A 12,148-nucleotide genomic window follows, 5' to 3' on the forward strand; every position below is an offset into this window, starting at 1 on the left:
GCATCCGCAACTGCTGTGAGCCCCTCGAAGGCTGAACCGACCGAAGGGCACGACCAACCGAAAGGGCCCACACATGCAGGAGCTACGGCAACCCGTGCACCACCGCAGCCGCAGCACCAGCCGCCTGGCCCCCTGTTCCCGGTCCTCACCGTCATGTAGATCTCCGCGCCGTACACCTCGGCGAGATGCGCGGAGATCTCCCCATGCGTCAGCTCCTTCGCCGACAACGACAGGACCATCTCGTCCACCCCGCCCAGACGCCGCTGCCGCTTCTTGACCAGCTGCGGCTCGAACGACCCCGCCCGGTCCCGCGGCACAGCGATCTCGACCGGCCCCGACTCGGTGATCACCGTCTTGGAGCGGTGCCCGTTGCGGTAGTCCTCCCGCTGCCCTCGGCCCGCTCACCGGGCTCGTGCCCCAGGTGATCGGTGAGCTCGCCCTCCAGGGCGGACGCCAGTACCCGTTTGGTCAGCTGCTGCAGCAGGCCGCCCTCCCCGGTGAGCTTCACCCCACCGGCCTGGCCCGGGCCACCAGCTCGGCGACCAGCCCGTCATCCACGGCGCTCGTCGCACCCACAGCAGCCTCCCCGGCCTCGGTGTCACTCGTCACGTCAGTCATCAACTGTCGCTTCCAGCTCGGGAGTTACACCGCTCACCGTACAGACCCCTCCAACGGCCAGTGGTGCAACCCTTCAGGCCGCCGTATCGGCACCCCCAGTTAGCTGGGCGGAGGCGTCGAGATGCTCCTGTGGATCAAGGTTCCGGGCGAGTCCGACGACAACTGCGACGTGGAAGCCGGCTCCTCGGCCGGCCAGTTCCACCCGGAGGTCGCCTACAAGGTGATCTACGGCTGCTGACGCAACAGCGTCACCCAGACGCTGATCAGCGCCTACCGCGCCACGAGGTGATCTGAAAGTTCCCGGCTCGCGGCAACCTGTGCGGAACCTGTGACGACAAGGAAGCGGATCCGGCCAGTTCCGGGGCCGGGATCCTGCTTTCCACTGCTGAACAGTATGCAAGGAGAACGCCTCCCCATGAACAACCCCACGAACGGCGGGCGCCGCGGGCGTCACCGCCGCGGCTGGACCGCCACCGGTCTGCTGCTCGGCGTGCCCGCCGTTCTCGTGCCGTATCTCCTGTACGCGCAGGAGGACTCGCAGGCCGCGACGGTCGACGGCGACGCCTACTACCGGCTGGTTTCCGTGCGCAGCGGCAAGGTGCTGGACGTCAACGGCTTCTCCACCGCCGACGGCACCCGTATCCAGCAGTGGACCGACCAGCACACCGCCAACCAGCAGTGGAAGCTGAAGCCCACCGGGGACGGCTACTACGAGCTGGTGAACCGCAACAGCGGCAAAGTGCTGGGCATAGCGGGTAATTCGACGGCTCAGGCGGTCGCCGCCGAGCAGCAGACCGACAGTTCCTCCCCCTCCCAGGAGTGGCGGATCGACGAGGTGAGCGGTTCCGACGCCGTCACCTTCACCTCCCGCAGGAGCGGCCAACTGCTGGACGTCTCCAAGGGCTCCAAGGCCGACGGCGCGGCAGTCGTCCAGTATCCCGCCGCAGGCAGCGCCAACCAGGAGTGGAAGCTGGTGAAGACGGCCGAGACCGAGGCGGCCGGGGTGGGCACGGCGCGGACCACGGCCGCGGCCGGTCCGTATGTGTGGAAGAACGCCCAGGTGGTGGGCGGTGGTTATGTCACCGGACTGGTGTTCAACCAGCGGGAGAAGGGTCTGCTGTACGCACGTACCGACATGGGCGGCGCCTACCGCTGGGACACCGCGGCCGAGCAGTGGATCCCGCTGACCGACTGGATCGGCGAGAAGGACTGGAACCTGCTGGGCATCGACGCGGTGGCCACCGACCCCGTCGACCCCAAGCGGCTCTACCTCTCGGCGGGCACCTACACCAACGACTGGGCGGGCAACGGCGCGATCCTGCGCTCCACCGACCGGGGCCGCACCTTCAAGCGCACTGATCTGCCGTTCAAGGTGGGCGGCAACGAGGACGGCCGCGGCGCGGGCGAACGGCTTGTGATCGACCCCGCGGACAACGGCACCCTGTTGCTGGGCACCCGCAAGAACGGTCTGTGGCGCAGCAGCGACCACGGCGTGACATGGCGGCAGGTCTCCTCGTTCCCCGTCAAGGACGGGGCGGGCAGCGGGGCGGGCATCTCCTTCGTGACGTACGGCCCGGCCGGCAGCAAGACGATCTACGTCGGCGTCAACGACAGGTCCACCTCCCTGTACCGCTCCACCGACGGCGGCAGCACCTGGCAGGCCGTCTCGGGGCAGCCCACCGGCCAACTGCCGCAGCACGGCGTGCTCTCCGGTGACGGCTCGCTGTACCTGACGTACACCGACAACCTCGGACCCAACGGCGTGACGGCGGGCTCGGTGTGGAAGTACACGCCGGGCAGCGGGGCGTGGAAGAACATCTCCCCGTCCCAGGGCAACTACGGCTTCTCCGGTCTGGCCGTCGACCCGCGCAAGCCCTCCACGGTGATGGTCACCACCCTCGGCCGCTGGTGGCCCGAGGACGAGATCTACCGGACCACCGACGGCGGCGCCAAATGGAAGGCACTGGCCGACAAGTCGGTGCGCAGCGCCTCCGCCGCCCCTTACGTCGGCACCCACACCGGGCACTGGATGACCGCCCTGGCCATCGATCCCTTCAACTCCGGGCACGTGCTCTACGGCACCGGCAACGGCATCCTGCGCAGCAAGGACGCAGGCGCCTCCGACACCGGCGGCACCAGCCACTGGAGCATGGGCGCCCGAGGGCTGGAGGAGACCGCGCTGCTGGACGCGATCGCCCCTCCCGGCGGCGCCACCGTCATCACCGCCATGGGCGACCAGGGCGGCTTCCGGCACGACTCCCTGACCAAGGTGCCCTCCGGCCGGCTGAGCAACCCGCTGATGACCAACAGCACCGACATCGACTTCGCCCAGTCCAAGCCCTCGACGATGGTCCGCGTCGGCCGTGGCGGCGCGCAGGACGGTGCCTACTCCACCGACGGCGGCCGCAGCTGGAACGGCTTCAAGGCAGAGCCGGTGGCCAGTGCCCAGGACGGGCATGTCGCGCTCGCGGCGGACGGCTCCACCATCGTCTGGACCGAGGCCGGTCAGGCCCCGTACCGCTCGACCGACAAGGGCGCGAGTTGGTCGAAGGTCAGCGGTCTGGGCACCGGGGCCGTGGTCGTCGCCGACCGCTCCTCGGCCAGGACGTTCTACTCGCTGTCCGGCGGCACCCTCTACGCCAGCACCGACGGCGGCGCGACCTTCACCGCCCGCGCCGGCAACCTGCCCTCCGGCAAGCTCACGGCCGTACCCGGCATCGCCGGGGACCTGTGGATCTCCGGCTCCGGCAAGGGGCTGCTGCACTCCACCGACGGAGGCCGCACCTTCACCACGCTCAAGACGGTGCAGTCCGCCTCCGCCCTCGGCTTCGGCAAGGCCAAGCCGGGCACCAACTACCAGGCCCTGTACCTGATCGGCACCGTCAAGGACGTCACCGGCGTCTTCCGCTCCACCGACAAGGGCGCCACCTGGCTCCGCGTCAACGACAACGCCCACCAGTGGGGCGCCATCGGCGGCGTCGGCGTCATCACCGGCGACCCCGACACCTACGGCCGCGTCTACGTCGGCACCAACGGACGCGGCCTCCAGTACGGCGACCCTTCCTGACTCACACACCCGAGCGGGGCCGCAGCCACAACGGCCTGCGGCCCCGCCATGGCTGCGGGATCCGGCCCGAGACGTAGGCCGCGTCACCTCACCCCGGCAGGGCGTCCAATGTGCTCGGGGTGAGCCAGACCCCGGTCTTCACCGACTCCCCGCAGTCCAACTGGACCCGCACCCGCTACGGCTCCACCGGCGCGCAGGCACCGGTCGAGGCGAACAGCTTCCAAGGTGTCGGGCACTCCCTGCCCGAAAGCGGCATGGCGGCCCGGGCCATCACCTTCTTCGGACTCGACGGCTCCGGCGGGACCACCACAAGTCCGATCCGCGCAACCGGTTCCGGCAAGTGCCTGGACGTGCCCGGCGCTTCGCAGACCAACGGCACCCAGACGCACATCTGGGACTGCAACGGCCAGACGAACCAGACCTGGACCAGCCCGTCGAGCAAGCAACTCACCGTCTACGGCGGTGCGAAGTGCCTTGACGCGGCCGGCGCCGCGGCCGGCGCCAAAGTCGTGCTGTGGGACTGCAACGGCGGCACGAACCAGCAGTGGAACCGCAACTCCAACGGCACCATCACCAGCGTCCAGTCGGGCTTGTGCCTGGATGTGACCGGTGCCTCCACCGCCAACGGCGCCCTGGTCGGACTGTGGGACTGCAACGGGGCCAGCAACCAGCAGTGGCGTCTCGGCTGACACCACCGCCCAGGGCTGAGAGGGCTTCTCGGAACCCCCCTCGGTTTCGAGAAGCCCTCCAAGCTCACACCCCGCTCAAGCCATGCGGTACGGCTCGTGGAGAAGGCCCTCAACCTCGCCCCAGCGGGAGCAAGCCAGCGGGTCGCCCGCACTTGCGGTGGAGCCGTCGGTGCCTGGTGTGCGGTCGACTGAATCCCCGGTGTTACCTGTGGTTCCGGCAGGATCTGGCACGGGGCCACCCTTGAAGCTCGCCGCGCCAAGGCTTGCAGTGCCGACGCTGACCATGCGATTCCGAGGCACCTGCCGACTCCTGCCACCTCGGGTTCAATTCACCTCGCTGTCCTGCCATGTATGAGCCGACCGCAGCCGGTGCCGCCCCCCAGCGGGACCAGGCACCGGTGTTCTCCCGGTATCTGAGTCCTGAGAAGGCTCAGATACCGGGCGCGGGGTTCATCCGGTGGCCAGAGTGGTCCATTTCTGGTTGGAGCCGCCGTTGCAGTCCCACAGCACGAGCTGTGTGCCGTCGGCCGTGGAGGAGCCCGGAACGTCGAGGCAGCGTCCGGAGGCGGGGTTGCGGTAGCCGCCGTTGTAGGGCTGCCAGACCTGGTTGGCGCCGCCGTGGCAGGCCCAGATCTGCACCTTGGTGCCGTTGGCGGTGGCCCCGCCGGCGGCGTCGAGGCATTTACCCAGGGAGCGCAGGGTGCCGTCGGTGTAGGCGGACCAGTACTGATTGGCACCGTCGCCGCAGCTCCACGTCTGGACGGCGGTCCCGTCGGCGGTGCCGGCACCGTTGACGTCCATGCACTTGCCGGCCACGCCGGACTGCACGCGGGCGGGCGCGGGTGCGGGGTTCTTCAGCCACCCGGCGCTGTCCGCGGACTGGACACCACGGTGGAAGGCGTCGGCCATCTTCTGGTAGCCCGAGTCGTTGGGATGCAGGGGGTCGGCCAGGTCGGCCGTGGTCAGACTGCTCATGTCGACGAACGCGACGCGTTTGCCCGCGGCCTGCGCGTCGCTGACGATTTGCCGGGTGGCCTGGTTGTACGTGCCCCGCCACCGCTCCTCCGAGCTGCTGGTGGACACGACCAGGGAGGCGACGAGGACGGTGGCGTCGGGGACATCGGCGGTGATCTGGTTGACCAGCGACCTCAGCCGGGCGATGGCGCTGTCGACCTCGGAGGCTCCTTGGAGGTCGTTGGTACCGATGTGCAGCGTCACCACGTTGGGCCGGTAGCGGGTCAGCGAGGCGTCGGCGAGCGCGGCGATCTGGTCGATGCGGTACCCGGAGTGGCCTTCGTTGTCCGGATCGGACATCGAACCGTTCCGCACCGTGCCCACGAAGTCCAGGGGATGGCCGTCCGCCGCGAGCCGGTTCCACAACGGGCCCCGGTAGCCGTTGCCCGCACTGCTTCCCACGCCCCAGGTTATCGAGTCGCCCAACGGCATGACCCGCAAAGGCGTGTCGGAGGCGGCGGAGGCAGGGGCCACACCTGCCGCTGTCCCCCCGAGCGCGGTGGCGACAAGCGTGATCAGGGGGAGAATCCAAGACTTTCTCATGCAGTTTCCTCTGTTCTGCGAGTAATTGCTCAATCAGCGGGGCTGATCGCCGCCCGGCCGTATCAGGGTGTGCTGCGTGACGACGCCCCTCTCGGCATCCGGCTCTCCGAACACGTGCAGCCGGCCCATCCAGGGCGGGGCGATTGAGGTGGGGTGGCGAGGACCACGCCGATGCCGCCTGCCTGCATCAGCTCCGGGAGGCTGCCCAGCCAGCCGAACTCCCGTGCGCCTGGCAGAGGTTCGAGCTTCGCCCAGGTCGGGCATCAGGCGGGCTCCCCGTACTGCACGCCGCGTCCGTTGGTGCCGAGGTAGACCCGGCCGTACACGCGCGGGTCACCGGTGACGGCGGCTCCGGTCCAGCCCCACTGGTGCTGGTCGTCGTTGATCCGCGTCCAGGTATTCGCCTCGTCGTCGGAGCGGTAGACGGCGTTGAAGCTCTCGACGGCACCGACCATGTAGATCGCCGGGTAGGAAGCTCGGTCCTGAGGATACGGAGGCGACGTTCGGTGTCATTGCGTCAACCCTTCATGGCGCACCCGGACACCCGACGGTGGGCCGTCGGCTGCGGTGGCGTGACTTGAACCAGCTGAGCTGAAAGCGGACATCCCATCACTGCCGAGGCTTACGCAGTCGAAGCGCTTCGATGTTGCTGTGAGGTTAAGTGAACGCCCATGGGTGCACAAGGGTCGCTTCAAAGATTCCTCCGAGGCACTGGAGAGGGTTCTCCACGTCCCCTGCTTGATGAACGTTGTCGATCTCTTGACGCTTTCCCAGCGCCCTGGCATGCATCGAAGCGCTTCGAGAGCACTCTCCGCTCCACCTCAAGGGAATCCCATGTGTCTGCACACACGGCGCAAACACCACCGCCGTTCCGCGCTCACAGCTGGCTTTCGCAAAGCGCATCGACGACCTTCTGTCGCGGCTCACCCTCGACGCAAAGATGGGATGCCTGCATCCGTTCACGCCCGCCGTCGAGCGCCTGCGCATCGCGGCCTTCCACACCGGCCAGGAGGCCCTGCATCGCGTCGCCCGGATGGGCCAGGCCACCGTTCTCGCCCAGGCGGTCGGCCTCGGTACGACCTGGAACACCGATCTCGTACGGTGGGCCGGCGAGGCCGCCTCCACGGAGATTCGCGCGATGCGCGCCCGCGACGACCCGGGTGGGCCTGAACCTCAGGTTCCCGAAGACACGCTCGGTCGATCTCCCCGCACGCACGGGGATGGGTCCGCGGTGGACGCCGACACCGGTGACAACACCGTTCGGCCCCTCACGCTGGGATAGCTCGGAGTCGCCCTGGTATTTGGGGGTCGCGGTCTCGTCGGCTCCGCGCACGCGGGGATAGCTCGTCCGGCGATCGGCGCATGGTGCTGCGCGCGATGTGGGCCCTGCACACGCGGGCGCGGGGTGGGACGAGGCAACGCGTGGGGGCGAAGCCGTCTTGCAGGCGATCCCATTCGATCAGCCATTCTCAGGCCAGGTGGGGACGCCGTTGGAGCGACCGGGCCCGGCCTTCGGCCGGGCCCGGAGGGTCAGGAGTGAGTGAGGGCCAGGTCCAGCAAGGGCCTACGGCAGGTCCCTGGTCGTGCTCGCGACCAGGCGGCCCACCTCGAAGCCCTCGAGATGGGCCGTGTGTGCGGAGGCGGCGCCTTGGACCAGCAGGTCTGCCCGGCCGCCGGCGAGGTCCACGGAAGCGCGGGGGCGCTGGTCGAGGTACACGTCGACGCGGTCGACGTTCTCCGCCGTGAGCATCATATGGAGCGCGCCATCGACGGGGGCGGCCTCCGTGATCGTCACGGCGTGGGGAGCCAGACCTTGCAGAAGCCGGCCCGCGTGGTCCAGGAGATCGGTGTTGCCCTCCAGCAGATCGCGGCGCGTCATACGGTGCAGCTCGTGGGGGACGACACCCAGGTCCTCCACCGGCGTGCCCGAGTTCGGGCCGACCCGCAGCGTGCGGCGTATCGACACCCGCATCCCGGCACCCTTCGGCAGGGGCAGGTAGGGCGTGCCCGGGTCGTCCGCCAAGAATTCGGAGAGCAGATCATGCGTCCATACATTGGCGCCGCCGGCGCCTGTGTTCTCGTCGGTGCCGAGCACGGGGCCGATGCCATGGTCCTGGAAGCCGGCCGCGAAGATGTCCGTGGCCGAGTAGCACCGGGCGTTGGTGATGAGTACGACGGGCCCGAAGTACTGCTGCCCGATTGCGTTCGCGCCGTCCTCGGGGCTGATCGGGAAGGCGCCGGAGTAGACCGAGCCGGTCTCGACGGCCTGTTCCATGGACGGCACCCAGGGGCCCAGATCCAGTCCCGGAGCGCCCTGGAGCCGTCGGCAGATCCGCAGATTGAGCGGGGTGTTCACGAACTGCACCGGTTCGGGAGTGATCCGGCGCGGTGTCAGCGTCTGCAGGGTGAATTCGGCTGCGTGGATGTGCCCTCCGCCGTTGTCCCGGACGTCCACGATGAGACCGTCCTGCGGCAGTTGCCGGATGAGCCGGACGAACTCGGCGACGAACGTGCCGGGGCTGTTGACGTTGAACGTGAAGATGCGGATGTGGCCGAACGTTCCGGACGGCGTGGTGACGGCCCGGGCCCGGAACACCTTGGGCATGCTGGTGGCGATCTCGCCCGCCCCCAGGTCCGGCAGGGAATCGTCCGCTTCGGCGGCCCGTTCCTGGGCGACCACCCGGGGCGCGAACAGGAGCACTTTGGCCCGCTGGGTCTCGTCCCCGTCGAGGTCCAGGCCCTGGAACCCGTGCGTGTCCCGGTCGGCTGAGACGAACGAGGGCAGGTTTTCCACGATCTGCCAGCTCTGCCGGAGTTCCCTGGCCGTTCCGGCAAGGTCGACGTAACTGACCGTCACCCACTCTTCCAGCGGCGGAAGATGCATGATGAGCGGCCGCACGGTCAGTGACTGCACACCTCGGCTGCGCCGGGCCGCCGTGTTGCTACCGGCGAACCGAGCCGCGTTGAGGTCGACGGCGTCCAGGATGGGGATGCCGCTCCAGTGGGTGATCTCGACCCCCGGCTCGAACCCCGGGGCCGAGAAGCCGCTCACCACGTGGGTGACCAGGTACCGGGTGCGGTCCCCTTCCGTGCAGGACTCGACCAGGAACGGAAGGAAGGCGATCTTGTCGTTGAAGGGGTCGGGCAGCAGGTAATTGGTGTGCAGATCCCGCACGGAGTGGAAGATCTCCGACATCTCCGCGTGGAACAGCCACTCCCTCGGCATGGTCTGCGGTGTCTGCCGCTCCATGCGCCGACGCAGCAGCCGCAGCCGCTGGACCGGGTTGACGGCGTGCATCGCGGTTTTCAGCGGCAGATGGGCATAGTTCTGCTCCAGCAGGACCAAGGCCTGGTCCACGAGGAGCCGACGATCCTCCAGGGACAGCTGGTCGGCGCCCTGGAGGAAGGCGGGCAGGGGGGCCGCACCGAGCAGGTGGTCACGTACCGGTTCCTCCGCGTTCTGGAGGAACTCGGGTGCGTTCTCATGAACGGGCTTGGTCATGGTGACGCGCCGGCCTTTCACGACGTACGAGCGGAGCTTGACGGGAATTCAGCCCCATTGGATGTCGGACGTGGACCGCAGGGGCGAGCGATCCGCCGCAGTCTCGGGCACACTCAGGGTGTCGCCCTTGTGGAGGGCGGCGGGGAAGCGCACCCGGGTGCGGTCCTCGACCTCGCCGAGCGTGACCTGGAAGACCCGGAACTCGTCCAATTCCAGCGATTCGAGCTGGTCCAGGTTCTGGGTGAGCAGAAACGCCCTGGCTTTCAGTTCGCCGTTCTCGGTGAAGGCGATGACCTTGTAGAACTCGCGGGGTATGCGCACGCCGCGATAAACCCGGTCATCGTCCTGGAAAACGGGTCCGCCGAAGACGCTGATCCTGAGGTCGTCGACGTCGACATCGTCGAATACGGCATCCTCCAGTGCGCCCCACACCCCTTGCTTGGCGCTCTGGTTGAAGTCGTCCATCTGCGGTGTGATGTTGGTGTAGCAGAAGGAGTCGGTGTTGGCCTTGCGCGCCTCCGGCAGACTGCCCCAGAGCAGATCCGCGCGGCGGGCGATGTGCCCCCGGTCGAGCCGGTTGGCCTGGTACAGCTCGTTGCCGACCTGCGCCGTGCCGGGCAGCCGCAGGTCCTTGACGAAGGGGATGCCGCTGCGGCTGAGCTTCTTCAGCGAGCCGCCGTCGACGTTCCAGGCCACCCAGAACGGGAAGCGCCGCTTCTCGCTCAGGGTGAGGGAGAAATGCGTGTACGGGATGACCGGCGAGCCGTCCAGGAGCGCGGCGTCGCGTGCGAGGTCGGTGTCCAGTACCGGGGCCTCGACTCGTTCGCCGAGGAAGTCGGCGTCGTAGCCGGCGATGATCTCGAGCTGCTCCGGCGCCGGCTGGCTGAGGGTGATGTCGAGCTTCTCGAACACCGAGGTCGACAGGCAGGCCAGGGCGTGCTCGTCCGGGTCGCCGGTGCCCTCGCCGGCGAAGTGCAGACCGGCGAGCACCGTACTCACGCTGTCGTCGCCCTCCTTGAACATCCACACCGAGCCGGAGTCACCGCCGCTGCTGACCTCACCGCCCGCCGACGGATGATCGGGGTCCGGGCCGATCTCGAAGCACCCGATGGTCTGCAGGCCCGTCACCCCGCCATAGTTGATCTTCGCTACGGTGTCGATGCGGCGGACGATGCCATGGGTGACCCCGGTGGACCGGCCGCTCTTGACCACCTTGTCGCCGAGCTCCGGCTCCCCCAGGGTCCGCGGGGCGACGTCCAGTTCGAGGATCTCCGGGAGGGAGCCGCGGTCCTTGATGGTCGCCACCGCGCAGTCGCCGGCCACGCCGAGGTGGGAGCGCTTGAGCACGCCCATCCGGTTGCGGTCGATGCGATTGTCGTCCCGAGTGCCGGGCTGCACGACCTCGATCCCCAGTTCGCCAAATGCGCCGTGCAGCACATGCCAGTTGCTGAGCACGTATGGTGTGCCGTCGGCCCGGTCGAACACGATGCAGCCTATGGTGCCGGCCGACACCGTCACCGCGCCGACGCTGGCTCCGGGCCGGACGGGATCCAGCCGAGTCTTGCGCAGCGGGCTCTCGACCTCGGCCACCATGTGGAAGCTCGGCTTGTAGGTGCGCTCTATGACATCGGTGGGCACCTCAATACCGTCGACGGTGATGCTGGCCGGGATCAGCGAGGTGCCCAGGGACTCCAACTCCTCCGGCTCGGCCTTGGTCGCCACGGTGAACTGCAATGCCACTTCCCCGCCCGGCTGATCACTGGTGACCTTACGGCCGACGCCCACCGACGTGATGTTCGGATCCTCCAGCAGATGTGGCCCCCGGACGCGTATGTACTGCCTCAGCGACGAGATGAGGTCACTGTCGGATGACGAGCCCTTCTTTGCCGAGGCGGTCTTCGCAGCGGGCTTCGACGCGGCCTGCGGTTTCGGGGTCCTCGAGGTGGTCTTCTTCGTGTTCGTCGTCCTGGTAGCCATGCCGGCACATCCCTTCGTGTGCGAGACAGCACCCGAGAAGCGCCGGGCCCGGCCGACACCGGCGTGTTGGGCGTATGCAGTCGCGGAGCGGGGCGGTGACGCTCACCGGCAACGTCTCCTCGCCGGTGGGGCGTTCGATCGCGGCACCATTGGCCGGACGAAGGGCGGCCACGGCCCTTGCACAATGGCCACTTTCGACCATCGCTCGACAGCGACTTCGCTGACAATTCAGATTCTGGAGAACTCGGGAAGGCGGTTCTGCCCCTCATATCCATGATGGTTGAGCGGCCCGAAGAGGCAAGTCGACATTGCCACCCGAATAGGTTCCAGTGAAGCATCAAATGTTGAATGAGGCTCAAGGTTGTACGTCGACGGGGAGCGTGTTCGGACAGTGTGCGGGCCGTGTGGGCTGGGCACCCGGTCTCTGGCGGCAGAATGGCAAAACGGCAAAGCGGCGAGGCGGCACCAGCAAACCGGTGCTCTACCCGGCCTCGGCCTGACAAGCATGTAGGGCTGGGTGTAAGCCCATTCCTCGAGTGGGTGCGGTGAAAGCAACTGCGCAACGAGGGCATTCTGGGTTCCGGTTGCAGATCTCGCAATCCACACCGAACCCAGAGGGCCTCGCCCGTTCACGGACCAGTCAGGGCGTGCCACCTGTCACCGACGTCCCGGGACAGCGCACCTAGTGACCTGGTTTTGAGTTCTGGGCGCGCCCCATGAGTCGTGTTCTGTTTCAGA

The 12,148-nt window shown here is 68.2% G+C and carries 5 protein-coding genes and 5 pseudogenes; 4 read left to right on the plus strand and 6 right to left on the minus strand.

The features are described 5' to 3' along the window. Positions 1-158: 158 nt before the first annotated feature. Positions 159-618: pseudogene (locus FDO69_RS37865) on the minus strand (transposase); the annotation flags it as partial. 46 nt (positions 619-664) lie between these two features. Between FDO69_RS37865 and FDO69_RS37870 the strand changes: the two are divergent. The 3 genes and pseudogenes from FDO69_RS37870 to FDO69_RS37880 all read left to right on the plus strand — a co-directional run. Next, a pseudogene (locus FDO69_RS37870) lies at positions 665-856 on the plus strand (glycoside hydrolase family 6 protein); the annotation flags it as partial. Between the two features lie 177 nt (positions 857-1,033). Beyond that, the gene (locus FDO69_RS37875) at positions 1,034-3,685 is read left to right on the plus strand and encodes an RICIN domain-containing protein (RefSeq protein ID WP_104787945.1); all 2,652 of its coding nucleotides are present in this window, start codon (positions 1,034-1,036) and stop codon (positions 3,683-3,685) included. 119 nt (positions 3,686-3,804) lie between these two features. After that, positions 3,805-4,374, plus strand: a complete 570-nt coding sequence (locus FDO69_RS37880; RefSeq protein ID WP_420878576.1) for an RICIN domain-containing protein — start codon at positions 3,805-3,807, stop codon at positions 4,372-4,374. 450 nt (positions 4,375-4,824) lie between these two features. Here the strand turns inward: FDO69_RS37880 and FDO69_RS37885 are convergent, their stop codons facing one another. From FDO69_RS37885 to FDO69_RS37895, 3 genes and pseudogenes are all read right to left on the minus strand, one after another. After that, positions 4,825-5,931: a ricin-type beta-trefoil lectin domain protein gene (locus tag FDO69_RS37885; protein ID WP_104787948.1), complete on the minus strand. Its 1,107-nt coding sequence runs from the start codon at positions 5,929-5,931 to the stop codon at positions 4,825-4,827. A 78-nt stretch (positions 5,932-6,009) separates the two neighbouring features. Further along, a pseudogene (locus tag FDO69_RS37890) lies at positions 6,010-6,188 on the minus strand (beta-galactosidase); the annotation flags it as partial. Between the two features lie 6 nt (positions 6,189-6,194). Then, positions 6,195-6,407: pseudogene (locus tag FDO69_RS37895) on the minus strand (hypothetical protein); the annotation flags it as partial. Positions 6,408-6,767: 360 nt separating this feature from the next. Here FDO69_RS37895 and FDO69_RS42555 point away from each other — a divergent pair. After that, positions 6,768-7,138, plus strand: a pseudogene (locus FDO69_RS42555) (sugar hydrolase); the annotation flags it as partial. A gap of 357 nt (positions 7,139-7,495) precedes the next feature. Here the strand turns inward: FDO69_RS42555 and FDO69_RS37910 are convergent. Beyond that, positions 7,496-9,433, minus strand: a complete 1,938-nt coding sequence (locus FDO69_RS37910; protein WP_104787951.1) for a S41 family peptidase — start codon at positions 9,431-9,433, stop codon at positions 7,496-7,498. 48 nt (positions 9,434-9,481) lie between these two features. Next, the gene (locus FDO69_RS37915; protein WP_104787954.1) at positions 9,482-11,410 is read right to left on the minus strand and encodes a DNA/RNA non-specific endonuclease; all 1,929 of its coding nucleotides are present in this window, start codon (positions 11,408-11,410) and stop codon (positions 9,482-9,484) included. Positions 11,411-12,148 lie beyond the last annotated feature (738 nt).

The organism is Streptomyces tibetensis (assembly GCF_007655005.1).
Classification (GTDB): Bacteria; Actinomycetota; Actinomycetes; order Streptomycetales; family Streptomycetaceae; genus Streptomyces; species Streptomyces tibetensis.